The sequence below is a fragment of the Nonomuraea sp. NPDC049714 genome, from assembly GCF_044465295.1.
Lineage (GTDB): Bacteria > Actinomycetota > Actinomycetes > Streptosporangiales > Streptosporangiaceae > Nonomuraea.
The window spans coordinates 320,131-340,381 of sequence record NZ_JBITLM010000009.1 but is presented as its reverse complement, the minus strand read 5'-3'; the positions used below and the strand labels follow the sequence as shown (position 1 = coordinate 340,381).

At 70.2% G+C, this 20,251-nt stretch carries 16 protein-coding genes; 12 read left to right on the top strand and 4 right to left on the bottom strand.

Features of this window, described 5'->3' with window-relative positions; all coding sequences use genetic code 11:
- The first annotated feature begins 4 nt into the window (after window positions 1-4).
- From ACIBQX_RS33010 to ACIBQX_RS32995, 4 genes are all read left to right on the top strand, one after another.
- Window positions 5-1,207 (top strand): cytochrome P450, encoded by a 1,203-nt coding sequence (locus ACIBQX_RS33010; protein ID WP_397011449.1) that lies wholly within the window; start codon window positions 5-7, stop codon window positions 1,205-1,207.
- A gap of 33 nt (window positions 1,208-1,240) precedes the next feature.
- Window positions 1,241-2,821, top strand: coding sequence for an MFS transporter (locus ACIBQX_RS33005; protein ID WP_397011447.1), 1,581 nt, complete (start codon window positions 1,241-1,243; stop codon window positions 2,819-2,821).
- A gap of 73 nt (window positions 2,822-2,894) precedes the next feature.
- On the top strand, window positions 2,895-4,472 hold the full coding sequence (gene cimA, locus ACIBQX_RS33000; protein WP_397011445.1) for a citramalate synthase: 1,578 nt from the start codon (window positions 2,895-2,897) through the stop codon (window positions 4,470-4,472).
- Between the two features lie 17 nt (window positions 4,473-4,489).
- Window positions 4,490-5,827 carry a M14 family zinc carboxypeptidase gene (locus tag ACIBQX_RS32995; RefSeq protein WP_397011444.1) on the top strand — a complete coding sequence of 446 codons (1,338 nt, stop codon included), beginning with the start codon at window positions 4,490-4,492 and terminating at the stop codon, window positions 5,825-5,827.
- An 81-nt stretch (window positions 5,828-5,908) separates the two neighbouring features.
- On the opposite strand, the gene ACIBQX_RS32990 is transcribed toward ACIBQX_RS32995, so the two are convergent.
- Window positions 5,909-8,530 (bottom strand): BTAD domain-containing putative transcriptional regulator, encoded by a 2,622-nt coding sequence (locus tag ACIBQX_RS32990; protein WP_397011442.1) that lies wholly within the window; start codon window positions 8,528-8,530, stop codon window positions 5,909-5,911.
- A 682-nt stretch (window positions 8,531-9,212) separates the two neighbouring features.
- On the opposite strand from ACIBQX_RS32990, the gene ACIBQX_RS32985 reads away from it, so the two are divergent.
- Both ACIBQX_RS32985 and ACIBQX_RS32980 read left to right on the top strand, forming a co-directional pair.
- The gene (locus ACIBQX_RS32985; RefSeq protein WP_397011440.1) at window positions 9,213-9,503 is read left to right on the top strand and encodes a helix-turn-helix domain-containing protein; all 291 of its coding nucleotides are present in this window, start codon (window positions 9,213-9,215) and stop codon (window positions 9,501-9,503) included.
- Window positions 9,504-9,612: 109 nt separating this feature from the next.
- A complete protein-coding gene (locus ACIBQX_RS32980) occupies window positions 9,613-10,785 on the top strand; it encodes an RNA-guided endonuclease TnpB family protein (protein WP_397011547.1) in 1,173 nt (390 codons plus the stop codon).
- Window positions 10,786-10,821: 36 nt separating this feature from the next.
- Here the strand turns inward: ACIBQX_RS32980 and ACIBQX_RS32975 are convergent, their stop codons facing one another.
- Window positions 10,822-11,439, bottom strand: a complete 618-nt coding sequence (locus ACIBQX_RS32975) for a TetR/AcrR family transcriptional regulator (protein WP_397011438.1) — start codon at window positions 11,437-11,439, stop codon at window positions 10,822-10,824.
- Window positions 11,440-11,546: 107 nt separating this feature from the next.
- Here ACIBQX_RS32975 and ACIBQX_RS32970 point away from each other — a divergent pair, with 107 nt between their 5' ends.
- The 5 genes from ACIBQX_RS32970 to helR all read left to right on the top strand — a co-directional run bounded on the left by ACIBQX_RS32970 (window position 11,547) and on the right by helR (window position 17,759).
- Entirely contained in the window at window positions 11,547-12,728 is a 1,182-nt protein-coding gene (locus ACIBQX_RS32970) for an NAD(P)/FAD-dependent oxidoreductase (protein WP_397011436.1), read from the top strand.
- 26 nt (window positions 12,729-12,754) lie between these two features.
- Window positions 12,755-13,969: a cytochrome P450 gene (locus ACIBQX_RS32965; RefSeq protein WP_397011434.1), complete on the top strand. Its 1,215-nt coding sequence runs from the start codon at window positions 12,755-12,757 to the stop codon at window positions 13,967-13,969.
- A gap of 30 nt (window positions 13,970-13,999) precedes the next feature.
- Window positions 14,000-14,209, top strand: coding sequence for a ferredoxin (locus ACIBQX_RS32960; protein ID WP_397011432.1), 210 nt, complete (start codon window positions 14,000-14,002; stop codon window positions 14,207-14,209).
- Between the two features lie 164 nt (window positions 14,210-14,373).
- Window positions 14,374-15,615 carry a glycosyltransferase gene (locus tag ACIBQX_RS32955; protein ID WP_397011430.1) on the top strand — a complete coding sequence of 414 codons (1,242 nt, stop codon included), beginning with the start codon at window positions 14,374-14,376 and terminating at the stop codon, window positions 15,613-15,615.
- Window positions 15,612-17,759 carry an RNA polymerase recycling motor ATPase HelR gene (gene helR / locus ACIBQX_RS32950; protein ID WP_397011428.1) on the top strand — a complete coding sequence of 716 codons (2,148 nt, stop codon included), beginning with the start codon at window positions 15,612-15,614 and terminating at the stop codon, window positions 17,757-17,759. The genes ACIBQX_RS32955 and helR overlap by 4 nt, the downstream gene beginning before the upstream one ends.
- A gap of 70 nt (window positions 17,760-17,829) precedes the next feature.
- Here helR and ACIBQX_RS32945 read toward each other — a convergent pair whose 3' ends face one another.
- Window positions 17,830-18,066: a hypothetical protein gene (locus ACIBQX_RS32945; protein WP_397011426.1), complete on the bottom strand. Its 237-nt coding sequence runs from the start codon at window positions 18,064-18,066 to the stop codon at window positions 17,830-17,832.
- 387 nt (window positions 18,067-18,453) lie between these two features.
- Here ACIBQX_RS32945 and ACIBQX_RS32940 point away from each other — a divergent pair, with 387 nt between their 5' ends.
- A complete protein-coding gene (locus ACIBQX_RS32940) occupies window positions 18,454-19,251 on the top strand; it encodes a class I SAM-dependent methyltransferase (protein ID WP_397011424.1) in 798 nt (265 codons plus the stop codon).
- 6 nt (window positions 19,252-19,257) lie between these two features.
- Here the strand turns inward: ACIBQX_RS32940 and ACIBQX_RS32935 are convergent, their stop codons facing one another.
- Entirely contained in the window at window positions 19,258-20,229 is a 972-nt protein-coding gene (locus tag ACIBQX_RS32935) for a helix-turn-helix transcriptional regulator (protein ID WP_397011422.1), read from the bottom strand.
- Window positions 20,230-20,251: the final 22 nt, after the last annotated feature.

Sequence of the window (20,251 nt, the reverse complement as noted above, 5' to 3'; positions counted from 1 at the left end):
AGAAATGTCGATCGACCAGCAGCCCCTGATGGACTTCCCGGTACGCCGGGAGAACCCGCTGGAGCCTCCGAGCACGTACGCCCGGCTGCGCGACAATGAGCCGGTTTCCAAGGTTCGCCTGCCGGACGGCAGCACCTGCTGGATCGTCACGCGTTTCGATGACGTCCGCACCGTGCTCACTGACAGGCGGTTCAGCGCGGACAGCAGGAAGCCCGGTTTCCCCATTCTCATGCCGCACCGGCATCTGATGCAGAAAGTACGCATGATGAACCGGCTTGACCTGCCGGAGCACACCGCGTACCGCAGGCTGTTCGTCAAGCCGTTCACCTCGGGGGCCATCGAGAACATGCGGCCGGCCATCCGGGGCCACGTCAACGAACTGCTCGCCGACCTGGAGAAGCAGCAGCAGCCGGCGAACCTGGTGACGAACTTCTCGATGCCGGTGCCGGCCCGGATCATCTGTGACATGCTCGGCGTGCCGTACGACGACCAGGGGTTTCTCCAGAAATTCAGCCAAGTGCTGACGAATCGGACGACGAAGGTCGACGAAGTGAAGGGCGCGCTGGACGCGTTGTTCGACTACGTGGACCGGCGCCTGCTCGAAGAGGAGCGCAATCCCGGCGACGGCCTGCTGGGCAAGCTCGTCGCCAACAACGCCGAGACCAAGGCGCTGACCCATGACGAGATGGTGGCCACGGTGGTGGTGTTGCTCGTGGACGGCTACGAGACCACCTCGAACATGATCACGCTCGGCGTCCTGATGCTGTTCAAGTACCCCGACCAGATGGAGGAGTTGCGTACCAACAGGAAAATCATTCCCAGCGCGGTCGCGGAGATGCTGCGTTACCTGTCCATCTCCGATATCGGAGTCGCCCGGGTGGCCGACGAGGATGTCGAATTAGGCGGCGGACATATCAAGGCCGGCGACGGCGTCATGACGCTCATCGCCGCCGCCAACCACGATGACACGGCCTATCCCGAAGCCGCGAAATTCGACGTCACGCGGAACCCCCGCAACCATCTCACCTTCGGCCACGGCATTCACCAGTGCCTGGGCCAGCACCTCGTCACGATCGAGCTGGAAGTCGTCTTCGAAACACTCATCGATCGGCTGCCCACCATCCGGCCCGCGGTGCCTTTCGACGAGATCTCGTTCAAGCATGATGCCGGTCTTTATGGCGTATGGGACCTTCCCGTCGCCTGGTAAAGGCCCGCCCCCAGAAAATCAGGAGTGAAATCGGTGTCCGAAAAAGGGCAGAAGCCCAAGGAAACGTCGCAGGAGAGAACGGACGCCCCTGAGGCTGCCGACCGGCCCAACCCGCAACGATGGTGGGTGCTGGCCGTCCTGTGCCTTGTGGTCACCGTGGTGGAGGTCGACGCGACGGTCGTCAACGTCGCGTTGCCGTCGATCGCGGCGGACCTGAACGCCACCAGCAGTGACCTCGCCTGGATCAGCGACGCGTACATCCTCACCTTCGCCGCCTGCATGCTCATCGGCGGGCGGCTCGGTGACCAGTACGGGCACAAGCGCCTGCTCCAGGTCAGCCTGCTGATCTTCGGCGTCGCGTCGCTCCTGTGCGTGCTGGCCACGACGACGGGGCAGTTGCTCGCCTGGCGGGCGCTGCTCGGTCTGGGCGGGGCCGGGATCCTCCCGGCCTCGCTCGCCCTGGTCACGGTCAGCTTCCCCAAGGAGGAGCGGCCCAAGGCGTTCGGCATCTGGAGCGCCATGACCGTGCTCGGCCTTCCGCTCGGCCCCGTGCTGGGCGGCTGGCTGCTGAACCACTTCTGGTGGGGGTCGGTCTTCCTCATCAACATCCCGCTGGTCCTGATCACGATGATCAGCGCGCAGTTGCTGATCAAGCGGCAGCCGGCGGCCGGCGGGCGCGGGCTCGACGTGCCGGGCGTGCTGTTGTCCGCGCTCGGCACCGGGACGCTGCTGTTCGCCATCATCGAAGGCCCACGGCTGGGCTGGGCGTCGCCGGGCACCATCGTCTCGGCGGTGGCGGGCGTGGTGCTGCTGTCCGCGTTCCTGGCCTGGCAGCGTACGGCCGCCGCGCCGGTGCTCGACCTCGGGCTGCTGCGCGTACGCACGTTCGTGGTCGGCTCGATGGCGGCGGCGCTCAGCTTCTTCGTCTTCACCGGCATCATGTTCGTGCTGACGCAGTACCTACAGGGCGTCCTGGGGTACACGCCGCTGAACGCCGGGCTCGGCCTGGTGCCGCTCGCGCTGCTGTTCACCCTGGCCAGCCTGGTCGCGGGCCCGATGGCGACCAAGATCGGCAGCCGGGGTGTCATCGCGGTCGGGCTCATCCTGATCGGGGCGGGCATGTTCATCCTGGCCGCGGCGGACACGCTCACCACGTACCCGCTGGTGGGGGCGAGCCTGAGCTTCACAGGGCTCGGCGCGGGTCTCACGGTGGGGCAGGCCATCGCCACCAGCCTCAGTCAGGTGCCGCCGGCCCTGGCCGGCGTGGGCAGCGCGGCCGGCAACTCGGCCAGGCAGATCGGCGGCGCGCTCGGCGTGGCCGTCCTGGGCAGCGTGCTGGCCTCGGTGTACGCGAACAACGTGCTCGCCGGCCTGGGCGGCTACCCGGCGAACGTGGCGGAGCTGTCGTCGGAGTCGGTGAACGCCCTGACCCAGGCCGCCGCGATGGTCGGCCCGGCCGAGGTGGAAAGGCTGCTGGAGATCGGCCGCACCGCGTTCGTCGACGGCATGCACGTCAGCATGATCGTCGGCGGCCTCCTGGCGGTCCTGAGCGCGGTCGTGGTGTTCGCCTCGCTTCCCAAGGGCAACCTGGCACGCGGAGAAGAACTCGTATGACGCCGTCACGGGCGGGACGCGGTCCATCAGGGGACACCTGACGGGATCGCCATGACCTGGTGAGGAGTGTTGGATGGCCGACGACCGGTTCCACGTATATGACACGACGCTGCGGGACGGCGCGCAACAGGAGGGACTCAACCTCACCGTTGCCGACAAGCTCGCCGTCGCGCGCCACCTGGACGGGCTGGGCGTCGGTTTCATCGAAGGGGGCTGGCCGGGCGCCAACCCCAAGGACACAGCGTTCTTCAGCCGGGCCCGCACCGAGCTCGACCTGAAGCACGCGCAGCTCGCCGCGTTCGGTGCGACCCGCCGGGCCGGGGTGAAGGCAGCCGACGACCCGTTGGTGGCCGCGTTGCGCGAATCCGGCGCGCCGGTCGTGACCCTTGTCGCCAAGAGTCACGACCGGCACGTGGAGCTGGCCCTCCGCACGACTCTCCAGGAGAACCTCGCGATGATCCGCGACACGGTCTCTCACCTTCGTGCGGAGGGACAGCGAGTCTTCCTCGACGCCGAGCACTTCTTCGACGGCTACACCTCCAACCCGGCGTACGCGCTGGAGGTGGTCAGGACCGCCGCCGAGGCCGGGGCCGACGTCATCGCCCTGTGCGACACGAACGGCGGCATGCTGCCCGACGATCTGGCCGAGATCGTCCTCGACGCGGTGGACACGAGCGCCCGGGTCGGCATCCACTGCCACGACGACACCGGCTGCGCGGTGGCCAACACGCTGGCCGCGGTAAAGGCGGGCGCGACCCACGTCCAGGGCTGCGCCAACGGCTACGGCGAGCGCTCCGGCAACGCCAACCTCTTCACCGTGGTCGCCAACCTGCAGCTCAAGCGCGGCTTCGACCTCGTCCCGCAGGAGTCGCTGGCCGACATGACCCGCATCGCGCACGCGATCACCGAGGTCACCGACGTCACCCCCAACTCCCACGCCCCCTACGTGGGCACGTCGGCGTTCGCGCACAAGGCCGGCCTGCACGCCAGCGCCATCAAGGTGGACCCCGACCTCTACCAGCACATCGACCCGGCCGCCGTCGGCAACGACATGCGCATGCTGGTCTCCGACATGGCCGGCCGCGCGTCGGTCGAGCTCAAGGGCCGCGAGCTCGGCTACGAGCTCACCCCTGAGCACACCAAGGCCCTGGTCGGCCGGGTCAAGGACCTGGAGTCCAAGGGCTACACGTTCGAGGCCGCGGACGCCTCGTTCGAGCTGCTGCTGCGTGACACCGTCCACGGCGAGCGCAGGCGGCACTTCGAGGTCGAGTCCTGGCGCGTCATCGTCGAGCACACCAAGGGCGGCGAGCTCGTCAGCGAGGCCACGGTCAAGCTCCACGCCAAGGGCGAGCGGATCATCGCCACCGGCGAGGGCAACGGCCCGGTCAACGCCCTGGACAAGGCCGTCCGGTTCGCGCTGGAGCGGCTCTACCCGGAGCTGGCCAAGGTGGAACTGGTCGACTACAAGGTCCGCATCCTGGAGGGCACCCACGGCACCGACGCCGTCACCCACGTCCTCATCACCTCCAGCGACGACACGACCGAGTGGGCCACGGTCGGCGTCGCCGAGAACATCATCGACGCCTCCTGGCAGGCACTGGACCAGGCGGTCGCGTACGCCCTCGTCCGCGCGCGGTACGCATACCCATGACCTCCTGGAGGGCTTCCTTGAAGATCGCCTCGATCCTGCGCGAGATCCCGTACGAGGACCACTACCCCGGCCCGGACGAGGTGGAGAGCCGGCTGGCCGGCCTCGCGGCCCGCCATCCGCGCCTCGTACGCCGCCGCCGTGTCGGCTTCTCCCGGCTGGGCGAGCCGATCCACCTGGTCAGCGTGGGATCCGGGGACCGGTCCGTCCTCGTGTTCGCCGGCCCGCACCCCAACGAGCCTGTCGGCTTCCTCACCGTCCCTTACCTGGCCGAGCTGCTCTGCCGCGACGACGACCTCCGTCTCGGCCACACCTGGCACTTCATCGGCTGCGTGGACCCCGACGGCGCCCGGCTCAACGAGGGCTGGTTCGCCGGCCCGCTGACGCGCAGGAACTACGGGCGCCGGCACTACCGGCCGCCCTTCGACGAGCAGGTCGAATGGACGTTCCCGCACCATGGCGACCCGCAGGGCGAGCTGAGCATGCCGGAGACCAAGGCGCTGGCGGACGTGATCGACGAGCTCCGCCCGGCCCTGATGTGCTCGCTGCACAACGCCGAGTTCGGCGGCGTGTACTACTACGTCAGCGACGAGCGCCCGGGCATGGCGAAGGCGCTCACCCATCTGTCCACGTACACGGGCATCCCTGTGCAGACCGGCGACGCCGACATTCCGGGCGCGCGCAGCATCGCCCCCGGCGTGTACGTCGTGCCGTCCGCGAACGTGGCCGGCGAGGCGGTGTCCGGCGGCGACGGCCCCGAGACGGCCTTGATGGGCGCCTCCAGCCTGCACTACGCCGCCCGCCACGGCACCTTCTCGCTCATCGTCGAAGTTCCGATGTGGGCCGACCCGCGCAGCGGCGAGGACACGGACTGCGGGGTGCGGCGCGCCGACCTGCTGCGTGCCACGGCCGCACTGCTGGCGGACATCTCTCCCCGCATCGGCGCCCTCGCCGACCCGGCCCTCGTCTCCCTGGCGGTGCCCGGCTCGCCGTTCGCCCGTTCCCTGACCGACCTGCGCCGGACGAGCGCGGCTCTGGCTGCCGCGTTCAGGAGTCACGCCGAGCGGGCCGGCGACGCGCGGGGCAGCGTCGCGGAACAGCTCTCGTTCCAGCAGACCGCCCACACCCTGCGCCTGCGTACGTGCGGGAGCGCGCTGCGGCTGATCGCCGGGGAGCTGGCCGTCGGCAACAGTTCACCGGCGATGCGATCCGCCGGCCAGGCGCTCGACGGCCTGTTCGAGACCTGGGCGGACGAGGCCGACGCCGACGCGACAGGCACACCGGTCCCCATCGCCCAGCTGGTCGGCGCCCAGCTCGGCGCGGTCCTGACCGCCGCGTACCAGCTCTCGGCGTCCTGACGGCGAGGGCCTCACGAACCCTCCCGAACCGTAATGGACCCTCCCGAACCGTAATGGACCCTCACGGACCCTCACGGACCCTCACGGGCAGGGGGCGCTCCTGGCGTGGATGCGCCGCAGGATCTCGTCCGTCGCCGAGGCCCCGTGCTGGTCGTGGTCGCGTGCGTAGATCTCCTGCGCCTGCTCCGCCGCGGCCGTGGCCAGGGCGAGATCGCCCTGGTCCAGCCGTACGCGGGCCAGCTGGACCAGCATCCAGGCCGACGCCTGCCCCTCCCCGTACGTCTCCGACAGGGCCAGGCCACGCTCGGCCGCCCACACCGCCCTTTCCAGGTCCCCGGCATCGCGGGCCGCGCTGGTGAAGCCGTTCAGCACCATCCACTGGTGTGCCGAGTCGCCGAGCCGTTCGGCGGTCTCCCACGCCCGCTGGAACGACGACAGCACCTCGGGCCGGTGGCGGTCCGTGGCCAGCGCCGAGACGAAGTCGGGCACCGCCAGCGTCCGGGCGGTGTCCTGGTCCAGCGTCTTGGCCAGGGTCAAGGCACGTGCGGCGAACCTGCGGGCCAGGAGCACCTGGTCCGTCATCGTGTGGCACATGGACAACCACACGAGCGTGTGGCACTCGGCGTGCTGCGCGCCGAACCGCTGGAAGGCTTCCAGGCACGCGGTCAGTCGGCGTACGGCCTCCTCGGGCCGCTGGTGCACCAGCCGGCGAGCCAGGGCGAACTCGGCCTGGTGCCAGACCTGCTCGTCCCCGGCCGCGTACGCGGCGGTCTTGACGGCCTGGTGCATGCGGTTGAAGTCGGCGTCGGTGGTGACGCAGATGAGCCCGGCCAGCCGGCCCGCGTCCTCGTACCAGCCGAGTTCGCTGGCCCGCTCGACCAGGAACACCACGAGCTGCCGCATCGACTCGTCCAAGGCGAGCGGCCGCGCGAGCAGGCGCGCCAGCCGGTCCTGGGACAGCGGCGCGCTGGTGGGCGTGGCCGGCGCCCCCGGTGGGCGGCCCCATAGGACGCGCGGGTTCCTGCTCCACGCGGCCAGCTCGATCTGCAGGAACGCGTCCAGCAACTGCCGCAGGGCGGCCCGCCGCTCGCTCTCCGGGTCCATGGCCGCGAGGTCGGCGGCGTACACGAGCAGCAGGTCGTGCATCCGATAGCGCGGCTCCCCCGTCCGGTCGCGTCCGGCCGGCGCGAGGAGGCTCGCCACGAACAGCTCCTCCAGCGGCAACTCCGCCTCCTTCTGCCGTAGCAGCGTGGCGAGCACCCACTCGGGGAAGTCGGACCCGTCGAGCAGCCCCAGCATGCGGAACGCCCGGCGGGCGCCCTCGGAGAGCGCCAGGTAGCTCAGCTCCAGGCCCGCCCGCAGCTCCATCGACACGGTCTGCAACTCGTCCAGCCGCCGCCGATCGCGTAGCTTGCACGCGAAGTCGGCCAGGTGGGTGTCCGGCCTGCTGGCCAGCCGGGCGCCGGCGATGCGCAGGGCCAGCGGCAGCCGGCCGCACAACGAGACGATCTCGCGCATGGCGTCCGGCTCGTCCCTGACGCGCTGCCCCACCAGCCCGGTGAAGAACTCCTCGGCTTCGTGCCAGGGCAGCGCCCCGAGGTTCAGCTGAACGGCACCGGGCAGGCCGGCCATCATGCGCTGGCTGGTCACGATCACCGCGCAGCCGGGATCGTTGGGCATGAACGGCAGCACCTGGTCGAGGTTGGCCGCCTGGTCGAGGATGAGGAGCACCCGCCGGTCGGCGAGCCGGGCCCGCAGGGCGGCCGAGCGTGCCAGAGCGCCTCCCGGCACGCTGTGCGGGTCCACCCCGGACAGCTGCAGCAGGGCGCTCAGCGCGTCCTCGGTCACCTCCCCGGCCTTGGAGCCCGACAGTTGCGCGTACCACTGGCCGTCGGGGAACAGCCGCCGCAACCGGTGGGCGACCCGCGTGGCCAGCGCGCTCTTGCCGACGCCCGGCGGTCCCGAGATCACCACGACCGGTACGGCCGTCCGCCCCGTACTCGGGACCAGCGACTTCTCGATCCGGTGGATCTCATCGGATCTTCCGACGAAGTCGGCCGTGTCCGGCGGCAGCTGGCACTGTGGCACCCAGGAGGCCGGGGCGGGTACGGGCCGCACCTCGTCCCCTGCGCCGGTCAGCTCGATGGGCTTGGCCGGCACCTCATGGTCGAAGATCTGCTGGTGCAGCCGCTGCAGCTCCTCGCCGGGCTCCAGGCCGAACTCCTCCATGAACAGCGTGCGGGCCTCCCGATAGCAGTCCAGCGCCTCCACCTGGCGGTTGTCGTGATAAAGCGCGAAAATGAGCTGCCACCAGAATCGCTCGCGCAACGGGTAGCGAACGGTGAGCTCGCGCAACTCGCCGATGTGGTCACTGTGGAAGCCGATGCTCAGTTCAAGGTCGATCCGGTGCTCCACCGCGCGGGCCCAATCCTCGGTGACCCGGATGGCCTCGTCACGGTGCAGCGCCTCGGACGGCACGTCGACGAACGCGGGCCCCCGCCACAACTCCTCGGCCTGGCGCAACATCTTGACCGCCGCGGCCGGCCGCCCCTGCCGCTCCTCTTCCAGGGCCTGCTGTACGAGTTGGCGGAAGACCAGGACGTCCACCCGGTCCTGGCCCAGAGTGAGCCGGTAACCACCGCCCTCGGTGTGAATCCCGACCCCGCCGCCAACGGAGTGTGCCAGCTCTTTCCGCAGCCGCATGAGATAGACATAGAACGTTTCTTTGGCGGTAATCGGCGGGGAGTCGTCCCAAAGCCACCTGATCAAATCATTCACCGGCACCACCGAGTTGGCCCGCGATATTAGTCCGGCGAGCAACACCCGATGTTTTCCCGCAGTGGGACGTAAGGTGCCGAGTGGGCCGGCGAGTTCAAGAGGACCCAGGACACGACCGCTCACCAGCGGGTTCTTGGCCGTCGCGGCTGTCCGTGGACGTTCGGTGGTCTGCACAGTGCGCCACTTCCTCAACACGAGAGATTGAGCCCTTCCCCGGAAACTTGGTCCTGGGCATCATCGATTCGTAGGCCGAGTTCTGGCCATGGATCACCCCGCGCGTATCACCCCGTGAGCCGTAGTTAATCACCTTTGTCCGCGTTCGCATACGAGTTTACCGGAGGTCCGTAGAACGCCCTGGCCTTCAGGCTGGGGATGAATGCGGTTCCCGTCAGGGGATGGCCCGCCGTAGGCGGGGCAGCCAGGAGCGCCTGGCGCGGACCACGGACGTCAACGTCGGTCGGCGTTGTCGGTCGATATATGCCGCGTCGGTATGCGTCAGGCGTGGCCATGGAGTAGTCGTTAGTATGTTCGAGTTCGCAGAACGTGTGCGATCTATTGCACACTGTCAGTTGTTGCGTTGCGTAGTCATGCAGAGGGGTTGTGCTCGGTGAAGCTGCGCTACAACTATCGGCTGTATCCGGACGCGCCCCAGCGGGCGCGCCTGGCTCGGTTGTTCGGGTGTGTCCGGGCGGTGTGGAACGACGGGCCGGCCCGGCGTAAAGCCGCGTGGAAGAACGATCGAGCGCGGATCAGCGCCCGGAGTTGCAGTCGGCCCGGTTCACCACCACCGCGTTCAGGCTTCGCCCCGGCGGTGCCGGTGATGCGTTGTATCTGGCGAAGATCGGTGAGATCGAGGTGCGGTGGTCGCGCGAGCTCCCCGCTCCGCCTTCTAGCGTGACGGTCGTCAAAGACGCGGCGGGCCGCTATTTCGCCTCGTTCGTCGTCGACGTGCCCGACGGCAGTCAGACCCTCGCCCAGGTCGATACGGAGACGGGTTCGATCTCGGTCTGGCCCACTACGCGGTCACCTCCGACGGCGAAAAGATCGCCAACCCGAAGTGGCTACGCCGCAGGGAACGCAAGCTCAAGAAACTCCAGCGCGCCCTGGCACGTAAGCAGAAGGACAGTGTCAACCGCACCAAGGCCCGCATCAGAGTAGCCCGTCAGCATGCCAAGGTCGGCGACGCCCGCCGGGACTTCCTGCACCAGACCAGCACCACGATCGTCCGTGAGACCCAAGCGGTGGCGGTCGAGGGTCTGGCCGTGCGAGGGCTGGCACGGAGCAGGCTGGCCAAGAGCGTCAACGATGCCTCCTGGGGCACCTTCCTGCGCCTGCTGGAAGGCAAAGCGGCACGCTACGGCCGCGCGTTCATCACCATCGACCGCTGGTACCCCTCCTCCCAGCTGTGCCCCTGCTGCGACTACAAGATCGGGAGACTGGGCTTGGACATTCGCGCCTGGGACTGCCCCTCCTGCGGCGAACACCACGATCGAGACATCGCCGCAGCACTCAACATCCTGGCCGAAGGCATCCGCCTGAAGGGAGAATCCTTGTCATTCATGGCGGGGAGAAGTCAATCGTGGGATGAGACACCTGAGCGAGCCCCGCTAAAGCTTCGAAAGCTTCGAGAGCGAAGCCTCTTGCCCTCTGGACAGGCTGATGGCACGGTGACAACTTCTCGACAGGGCTGCGAGGCGATGATGGGCGGTATGGACGGTGTCGAGTTCGGCGCCGCGTACATCAACTCGTGGTTGGCCGCATGGCAGGGCAATCTGGTCTATGCGCAGGATCCGGAGCAGGGGGAGGCGCGGCGGATCTGGGCCAGGGTCGGCTTCACGGCCCTGGACGGTGCTGAGCGCGCCGGCTACCGCACGCGGGACGCGAACGCGAGCCGGTTCAACCTCCGAGCGCTGTTGATCGCCGATCTCGGCCCCGGTGACGACCCGCTGTGGGATCCGGATCGACTGGCCGCGGATGTCCTGGCGGCTCTGCCGTTGACCCTGGAGCAGGCCGCCGACTGGGCGGTGGACTGGCGGACGCGGCCTCGCGAGGAGATCCTGGCACTACGTACCTGCAAGAACCTCCTCGCGCCCACGAAAATGATCACCGGTCAGCTGGCGGAGGGACCGGTGAGCGCACGGATCGAGCAATGGCTCCGCCTCTGGCCCCGGCTCCCGTGACGTGCGGCACGCACGCGATGAGGTGGCGCCGGGTTCTCAGCTGTCGTTGATCTCGTTGATGCGGTATTGCGCGTGCAGCAGGGGCCAGGTCACTTCGGCCATCTCGGCCGGGGTTCGGGCGCAGCCGCCTTCGAGCCAGTCCACGGCCACGCCGATGAGCGCGCCCGCGGTGAACGCGGCCGTCACGTCGTGCGGGACGCGCTCGGGCCAGCCGCTGAGGTCGGTGTGGGCCAGGCGCTGATGGATGACCTCGGCGATGCGACGGCGGATGTGGCCGAGGACGCGTGCGCTGCCCTGCGGGCCCAGCAGTGCGCGGTACAGGCCCGCGTGCCCGGCCAGGCTGCCGAAGAACGCCGTCAGTGACTCGGTCGCCTCCTGCGCCAGGTCCGGGGAGTCGAGACCGGGGCCGGGCAACGACTCCATCAGGTTGTCGATCATCGCGGTGCAGGCGTCCTCGGCCAGTTCGTGAACGTCCCGGTAGTGGTCGTAGAAGGCCGAACGGCTCACGCCGGCGCCCTCGGCGACGTCTGAAACGCTGATCCGGGACAGGTCGCGCTCCTCGACCAGCGCGATCAGCGCACGCGCCAATGCTGATCGAGTCCGGCGCACGCGCCGGTCACTCGACGGGGTGTTGCTCCCTCTGGCAGTGACCACACTCCCAATCTTACCCATAAACGACATATGTCAGTTTTCTTGCACCTGTAGGTTAATGTTGAAGCCATGTGGATGAACACCGCCGCTGGCAACCCGAACCACGCCTCATGACCCCGCCGGAACACGTACTCATCGTCGGCGCGTCGGCGGCCGGGCTGAGCACCGCGGAGGCGCTGCGGCGGCACGGCCACCAGGGCAGGCTGACGCTGCTGGACGCCGAGCCCCACCTGCCCTATGACCGGCCGCCGCTGTCGAAGCAGGTGCTGGCCGGGGCCTGGGAGCCGGAGCGGGCCCGGCTGCGCAGCCAGGCGCAGCTGGAGGCGCTGGGCGCGGAGTTCGTCCGGGGCGAGTCCGCGGTCGCGCTGGACGTGGCCGAGCGCGCCGTCACCACCGCCTCCGGCCGGGTGCTGCGTGGCGACGCCGTCGTCATCGCCACCGGCCTGACCCCCCACCGCCTGCCCGGCCAGGACGGGCAGGCGGGCGTGCACGTCCTGCGCGGCCTCGACGACGCGATCGCCCTGCGCGCCCGGCTGGCCGAGGGCACGCGCCTGGTGGTCGTCGGCGAGGGGGTGCTGGGCGGCGAGATCGCCGCCACCGCCCGAGGGCTGGGCCTGGAGGTCACCCTCGTCGGCATGGGGCAGGCGGTGCTCGGCGACCAGCTCGGCGACGAGATCGGCGGCCTCCTCACCCGGACGCACGCCGAGCGCGGGGTCCGGCTGCGGCTGGGCGCCGCCGTCGAGGCGCTGGCCGGCGACGCGGACGGGGTTTCGGGTGTACGGCTGGCGGACGGCGAGTCGCTGTCCGCCGACGCCGTCGTGGTGGCCGTCGGCTGCCGCCCGGCGACCGGCTGGCTGGAGGGTGGCGGGCTGGTCCTGGGCGACGGGGTGGAGTGCGACGCGCGCTGCCGCGCCGCCGAGGGCGTCTACGCCGTCGGCGACGTGGCCTCGTTCGCGCACGAGGGGCTCGGCAGGCGGCTGCGGCTGGAGAACCGGACCAACGCCATCGAACAGGCCCAGACGGTGGCCGCGAACATCCTCGGCGCGGACCGGGCGTACACCCCGATCCCGTACTTCTGGACCGACCAGTACGACATCAAGATCCAGTTCCATGGCCTGCCGTCACCGGCGGCCGAGGTGACCGTCGTCGAAGGGGACCCGGCGCAGGGCCGCTTCGCCGCCCTCTACCGCGAGGGCGGCCAGGTCACCGGCGTCCTCGGCTGGAACATGGCCAAACAGGCCCGCCTCCTGCGCCAGCAGACCTTGACCACCCCACCGCTCATGCCCGCCTGAGGACACCTTCCCTAAGGAGACATCGAATGAGTGCCAACGAGCAGGTCCTGAACTACCCGATCCCGAACGACGCCGCCCTCGACCCGCCCGCCGAATGGACCGAGCTGCGCGGCACGTGCCCGGTCGCCCACGTGACGTTGCCCAGTGGCGACCAGGCCACGCTGCTGACCCGCTACACCGACGTCAAGGAGGTGCTCGCCGACCCGCGCTTCACCCGCCTGCTGAACGCGCCCGACGCGGCCCGGCTGTCGGCCACCGAGGACGGCGGACTGTTCAGCAGCGACATGGCGGCGATCATTCCGGACGGCGGGGAGGAGCACCAGCACTGGCGGCGGCTGGTCGGCAAGTGGTTCACCGCCAAGCGCATGACCGCCCTGCGGCCGGTCATGGCGCAGATCGCCGAGGACCTCATCGACGACATGGTCGAGGGCGGCGCCCCCGGTGACCTGAAGGCGTCCCTGGGCTTCCCGCTGCCGGTGTACGTCATCTGCGACATGCTCGGCGTGCCCGCCGCCGACCGTGACCGATTCTCGTACTGGTCCGACACGCTGCTCAACCTCACCCGCTACGGCAAGGAGGAGATCGAGGCGGCCCAGGCCGAGTTCTTCCAGTACATGTCCGACCACCTCGCCGCCAAGCGCGCCGAGCCGGGCGAGGACCTGCTGAGCGAGCTGATCGCGGTCGGCGGCCCGGAGGACGGCGGCCTGACCGACCTGCAGATCGTGGTCACCGGCATGGGCCTGCTGGTCGCCGGGCATGAGACCACCGCCAACATGATCGGCAAGATGGTCTCGATGCTGCTGGCCGACCGCAGCCGCTGGGAGGCGCTGCTGGCCGACCCGAAGCTGATCCGCACCACGGTGGAGGAGTCCCTGCGTCTCGACGCCAACTCCGGCTTCGGCCTGCCGCGCTACCTGAAGGAGGGAACCGAGGTCAGCGGCGAGCACCTGCCCAAGGGCACCACGGTCATCTGCAGCATGGCCGCCGCCAACCGGGACGAGCAGGCGTTCGAGGCGGCCGAGCACTTCGACCTGACCCGCAGCCCGAACCCGCACCTGGCCTTCGGCGCCGGCGCCCACTCCTGCCTCGGACAGGCGCTGGCCCGGACCGAGCTGCAGGTCGTGCTCGAAGTGCTGCTGCGCAAGCTGCCGGGCCTGGAGCTGGCGGTGCCGGTGGCGGAGCTGGAGCGGGTGGAGGGGCTGGCCGTCGGCGGCCTGCGCACCGTCCCGGTCCGCTGGTGACCCGTTCATCCAAGGACAAGGGGGTAACACATGAAGGTCACGATCGATGAGGACAAGTGCTGCGGCGCCGGCCAGTGCGTGCTGATCGCGCCCGAGGTGTTCGACCAGCGTGACGACGACGGCATCGTCATCCTGCTGGAGGCCGAGCCGGCGGCGGACCAGCACGCCGCGGTCCGGGAGTCCGCCGCGGTCTGCCCGGGGCTCGCCATCGAGGTCATCGAGGTGAACAAGGAGGCGTGACCGCTTCGCGAGCGGACGAAGAGTGGGAAGGGGAGTGGCCACCTCTTTCCACTCTTTACGTTTCCACTCTCAACGTATAGCGCACCAGGGGGCTTGCGGCAAGGCCCGGGTCATGCCGGACAATCGTCCGCCGAGGCTGGAACCTGCGGAAATGGGGGTGCGAAATGCGTGCGTTGCTGTCCACGTACGGGTCGCGCGGGGACGTCGAACCGATGGTGGCACTCGCGGTGCGGTTGCGGGAGCACGGTGCGGAGGTGCTGGTGTGCGCGCCGCCGGACGAGGAGTTCGCGGCGCGGCTGGCCGGTGTCGGCGTGCCGCTGGTGCCGGTCGGCCGGTCGGCGCGCGAGCTGACGACCGCGGTGACGCCGCCGTCGTCCGGGGACCTGCCCCGGCGGGCGGCGGAGCTGATCGCCGGCCAGTTCGACGCGATCATCCCCGCGGCCGAGGGGTGTGACGTGCTGGTGGCGAGCGGCCCGATGCCGGCCGTGGCCGGCGCGCGGTCGGTGGCCGAACACCTGGGCATCCGCTCCGTGCACGCGACCTTCCAGCAGATCACCCTGCCGGCGTTGCACCGCCCGCCGCTGCCGTACCAGGGCCGGCCGTTCCCGCCGGACGTGACCGACAACCGGGTGCTGTGGGAGCTGGACGCCGAGAGCATCGACGCGCTGTTCGGCGCGGCGCTCAACGCCAACCGGGCGTCGATCGGCCTGCCCCCGGTGGACCACGTTCGCGACTACGCCATCGGCGACCGGCCGTGGCTGGCGACGGACCCGGTGCTGGACCCTTGGCGTGGAACGCGTAAGACGCCGGATCTCGACGTCGTACAGACCGGCGCGTGGATCCTGCCCGACCCTCGCCCGCTTCCGCCCGCGTTGGCGGCGTTCCTGGACGCCGGCACGCCACCGGTGTACGTGGGCTTCGGCAGCATGCCCATGCGCGGGTCGCCGGACGCCGCCCAGGTGGCCATCGAGGCCGTCCGAGCGCGGGGCCGCCGGGTGCTCGTCGCCCGGGGCTGGGCGGATCTGGCCTTGATCGACGACCTGGACGACTGCTTCGTCGTCGGCGAGGTCAACCACCAGGCGCTGTTCGGCCGGGTGGCCGCCGTCGTGCACCATGGCGGCGCGGGCACGACGACGACGGCCGCCGGGGCCGGTGCGCCCCAGGTGGTGGTGCCACAATCGGTGGACCAGCCGTACTGGGCCGGTAGGGTGGCTGAGCTGGGCATCGGCGCGGCACACGACGGCCCGACGCCGACCGCCGAGTCCCTGTCGGCGGCGCTCAGCACGGCTCTGGCCGCCGAGACCCGCGCACGAGCGACCGCCGTGGCCGGCACGATCCGCACCGACGGGGCGACGGTGGCCGCGCAGCTGCTGCACGACACGATCTGCTTGGAGCCAATAGCGTGAACCCGCTGACCACCAGCGCGTTTGACCTTCCCGACCGTCTTCTCCCCAAGGCCGACCCGAAGCTCATCGGCCGCGATGAGCAGCACTTCGCGGCCATCGCGCGGAGCCTCGAAGAGTCCATCGCCGACCTGTCCGACCGGCTCGACGCCGAGCGCAAGGCGCCCGGCGGCAAAGGCAGGCAGGTGCTGGACCGGGACATGGAGATCCACCGGCTGGCCGCCCGCCTGCGCACCCTGCGCCGCTTCGGGCTGGACCTGTGCCTCGGGCACATGGTCGGCGCGGACGACTCCGAGCCCGTGTACATCGGGCGACTCGGCCTCACGGACGGCGAGGGTCGCCGGCTGCTGCTCGACTGGCGTTCCCCGGCGGCCGAGCCGTTCTTCGGAGCCACCCACGCCAACCCGATGGGGCTGGCGAGCCGCCGCAGGTACCGCTGGACCCGGGGGCGGATCAGCGACTACTGGGACGAGGTGTTCACCTCGGACGGGTTCGAGGGGCACGCCGCCCTCGACGACCAGTCCGCCTTCATCGCCAGCCTGGGCGGCGACCGGTCGCCCCGGATGCGCGACGTGCTCGGCACCATCCAGGCCGACCAGGACGCCATCATCCGCGCGGGATCCAGCGGCGCTCTCGTCGTCGACGGCGGTCCTGGCACCGGGAAGACCGTCGTGGCCCTGCACCGCTCCGCCTATCTCCTGTACTCCGACCCCCGTCTCGGTCACCGCCGGGGCGGCGTGCTGTTCGTCGGCCCGCACCAGCCGTACCTGGCCTACGTCGCCGACGTGCTGCCCAGCCTCGGCGAGGAGGGCGTGCAGACCTGCACCCTGCGCGACCTCGTCGCGGAGGGAGCCGCGGCGGCGATCGAGCCCGATCCGGACGTGGCCCGCCTGAAGTCGTCGGCGAACCTGGTGCAGGCGATCGAGCCGGCCGTCAGGTTCTACGAGAACCCGCCCACCAAGGGGATGACGATCACGACTCCCTGGGCCGACATCCGGCTCAGCGCCGAGGACTGGGCCGAGGCGTTCGACGCGGCCGAACCCGGCACTCCGCACAACGAGGCGCGTGACCAGATCTGGGAGGAACTGCTCACGATCCTGATGGACAAGCACGACGGCGAGGTCTCGGCCCACCTGCTCCGCAAGGCGCTGCTGCGCGACAGGGAGCTGCTCACGACCTTCAACCGGGCGTGGCCGTTGATCGAGGCCGCCGACCTCGTCGGGGACCTGTGGACGGTGCCCGCCTACCTGCGGATGTGCGCCCCCTGGCTCAGCCCCGACGAGGTACGGAAACTCCAGCGTGCGGACGCCCAGGCCTGGACGGTGTCCGACCTGCCGCTCCTGGACGCGGCCCGGCAGCGACTCGGCGACCCGGAGGCTGCGCAGCTCAAGCGCCGCCGTGCGGCCTCGGTCGCCGCCGAGCGCGAGCGGATGGCCGCGGTCATCGACAACCTGCTCGAAGCCGACGACGACGGCGAGGGCGCGGTGACGATGCTGCACGGACAGGACCTGCGGGACGCCCTGGTCGACGAGAACGCGCTGCCCAGCGCCGAGCCGGACCAGCTCGCCGGTCCGTTCGCGCACATCGTCGTGGACGAGGCGCAGGAACTCACCGACGCGGAGTGGCAGATGCTGCTGCTCCGGTGCCCGTCCCGGAGCTTCACCATCGTCGGGGACCGGGCCCAGGCCAGGCACGGGTTCACGGAGTCGTGGCAGGAACGGCTGGAGCGGATCGGGCTCGATCGGATCAAGCTGGCGTCGCTGAGCGTCAACTACCGGACGCCGGAACAGATCATGGCGGAAGCCGAGCCGGTCATCCGGGCCGTGCTCCCGGACGCCAACGTGCCGACCTCCATCCGCGGCAGTGACGTCCCCGTCGTCCACGGATCCGCCGCGGAGCTCAGCTCGATCCTCGACACCTGGCTCGCCGCACATGCCGACGGGATCGCCTGCGTCATCGGCGACCCTGCCTTCCGCACGACATCCCGCGTCCGGTCGCTGACGCCGGAGCTGTCGAAGGGGCTCGAATTCGACCTGGTCGTCCTCGTCGACCCGGAGGCGTTCGGCGAGGGCATCGAGGGAGCTGTCGACCGCTATGTCGCGATGACCCGGGCGACCCAGCAGCTCGTCATCCTCACGAGCTCCTGACGTAACCGATCATCCCGCCCGCCGTCGGCGGTCCGGGCGGGATGATCGTCGCCGTACTGCCGCGAGGGCGTCAGGCGGGGTCGCGGAGCGCGAGGGCTTCGGCGTCCGTCAGTCCGTGGCGGGCCGCGATCCTGCGCCGGGCCCGCACCTGCGCGCTGGTGTGCGGGCGGTATTTCGGCTCCTGCCCGCAGCCGCAGGGCTCGAAGCCTTCGTAGCGGAGCCCCGCGGCCAGAACGGCCGCGACGGCCGCCCACTCGCTGTCCTTGGTCTTGCGCGGCGCGGCGAAGTCATGGCCGGCGAAGGCCATCGGCCGGCGGCAGCGCGTGCAGAGGTGCCCTGCGTCGTCCCAGTGCAGTTTGTGGCTCTGACGGCACGAAACACACACATAGTGGACTTTGTAGGTGACCATCGCGTATGTGCACACAGGGACAGAGTACTCCCCGTTAAATAGCACATAACCGGAATCACTTCATTTTCACTGGCCTCGTCCGTATCTCGTTATTCTCGATCTTCGCGTTGTATCGCACAGGGATCTGCGGGACGTCAGCAATGGGGCGATGTCGCCGGGCACTGTTGCTGGTCGGCTCCCTCCGCCTGCGTATGGTTCTCCCTTCCTCAGTCCGTCCGGTTTCGGGACGGCCAACTCCCCTCGGAGGACCAGCGCGGCCGGCATCCGTGCTGTCAGAATCGGTGCGTGCCCCCTGACCGCCGGCTGAGAGCCACCTTCGACAGAGCCGCTGCCATCTACCAGGAAGCGCGTCCCGACTACCCGGCCGACCTCTACTCCGACCTGCTGGCATGCACCGGGGTGACGCCACCCGCGCACCTGCTCGAAGTCGGCTGCGGACCGGGGAAGGCCACGCTGCCGCTGGCGCGGAGGGGGTTCCGGATCACGGCGGTCGAGCTCGGCGAGGCCCTGGCGGCGGAGGCGCGGCGCCGGCTCACCGCGTTCGACGACGTCTCGGTGATCACGTCGTCGTTCGAGGGCTGGGAGCCGCCGGAGGGTGCCCGCTTCGATCTCGTGTACGCGGCCACGGCCTGGAAATGGGTGGACCCGGAGGTCAAGTACGCGAAGGCCGCCGCCCTGCTCGCCCCGGGCGGCCACCTGGCCGTCTGGAACGCGGACCACGCGATGCCGGTGGATTTCGACCCGTTCTTCACCGAGATCCAGAAGGTCTACGTGGAGATCGGCGAAGGCCACGACGGCCCGTGGCCCTCCCCTCCTCCCGAGGAGCAACCCGACCCCATGGCCGACGAGTTCGACGCCTCCGGACACTTCACGGTGGTCAGGACGAAGCTCTACGTCTGGGCCCTGCGCTACACGGCGGACGAATACCTCGCCCTCCTCGACACGTTCTCCGGCCACATCGCCATGGAGCCCGCCAAGCGCGACCACCTCTACCAGGAGATCCGCCGCCTCCTCGGCGCCCGCCCGGACGGACGGCTCACCCGCCACTGGTCCGCCGTCCTCACCGTCGGCCGGCGCCTGTGACCTGGTTCAGGGCGCCGGTGCGGCCGACAGGAGTCTCTCCGCCAGCGCGCGGCAGCGGCTGCCGAGCTCAGGCGGGTCGAGCACCTCGAAGTCGTGCCCCAGCAGGACCATGTGCATGAGCAGGAAGTCGAGGTTCCCGGCGCCGCTGAGCACCTCGCAGAGCTCGCTCCCGCGCTGCCGCACGACGGCCGCCGACGCCGGGATCTGGGCGCGGACCGTGTCGGCCGGCGCGTGCACGAGGAAGCGCGCCTGGTGCCGGTAGACGCGGCTCGCCACGCTCTCCTGCACGTACGTCGCAGCGTCGGGCGCCTCGCGGGGGCGGAAGCGCCAGGTGCGTGCGGACACACCGGTCATCCGGTCGACGCGGAAGCTGCGCCAGTCGTCGCGATCGAGGTCGTAGGCGAGGAGGTACCAGCGCCGGTCGGAGGCGACCAGCCGGTACGGCTCGACCCGCCGCCGTCGCACCTCGTCCCCGGACGGGTAGTCGAAGCCGGCCTCGACCTCGTCGCGGCAGGCCCTGGCCAGCGTCATGAGCACCTCCGGGTCGACCGGCGTACGGCCGCCGCCGAAGGACTCCACCGAGTCGGAGAGCGCCCGCACCTCGTGCCGCAACCGGGCGGGCAGCACCCGGTCGAGCTTGGTCAGCGCCCGGAGCGCGGCGTCGCCGGCGCCGGCGACCGCGCCACCCGCGCCCGCGAGCAGCGAGACCACGGTGGCGATCGTCTCCTCGTCGTCGAGAAGCAGCGGCGGCAGGTCCTGCCCAGGACCGAGCTGGTAGCCACCGCCGGTCCCCTGGCTGGCATGCACGGGATACCCGAGTGTGCGCAGCCGTTCGACATCGCGCCGTACCGTGCGGGGCGTGACCCCGAGCCGGTCGGCGAGCTCGGGGCCGGTCCAGACCTGCCGCTGCTGCAACAGCCCGAGCAGCGCGAGCACCCGTTCCGTCGTACCCCGCTCGTCACCGCGCGCCACGCCCATGCCACCCACCTTGCCAGATAGC

Bases quoted from the DNA above. Each gene is read 5' to 3' on its own strand.
- ACIBQX_RS32955 (WP_397011430.1), top strand. From the start codon at position 14,374: ATGCGTGCGTTGCTGTCCACGTACGGGTCGCGCGGGGACGTCGAACCG.
- ACIBQX_RS32960 (WP_397011432.1), top strand. From the start codon at position 14,000: ATGAAGGTCACGATCGATGAGGACAAGTGCTGCGGCGCCGGCCAGTGC.
- ACIBQX_RS33010 (WP_397011449.1), top strand. From the start codon at position 5: ATGTCGATCGACCAGCAGCCCCTGATGGACTTCCCGGTACGCCGGGAG.
- ACIBQX_RS32970 (WP_397011436.1), top strand. From the start codon at position 11,547: ATGACCCCGCCGGAACACGTACTCATCGTCGGCGCGTCGGCGGCCGGG.
- ACIBQX_RS32965 (WP_397011434.1), top strand. From the start codon at position 12,755: ATGAGTGCCAACGAGCAGGTCCTGAACTACCCGATCCCGAACGACGCC.
- ACIBQX_RS32935 (WP_397011422.1), bottom strand. From the start codon at position 20,229: ATGGGCGTGGCGCGCGGTGACGAGCGGGGTACGACGGAACGGGTGCTC.
- cimA (WP_397011445.1), top strand. From the start codon at position 2,895: ATGGCCGACGACCGGTTCCACGTATATGACACGACGCTGCGGGACGGC.
- ACIBQX_RS32990 (WP_397011442.1), bottom strand. From the start codon at position 8,530: ATGCGGCTGCGGAAAGAGCTGGCACACTCCGTTGGCGGCGGGGTCGGG.
- ACIBQX_RS32945 (WP_397011426.1), bottom strand. From the start codon at position 18,066: ATGGCCTTCGCCGGCCATGACTTCGCCGCGCCGCGCAAGACCAAGGAC.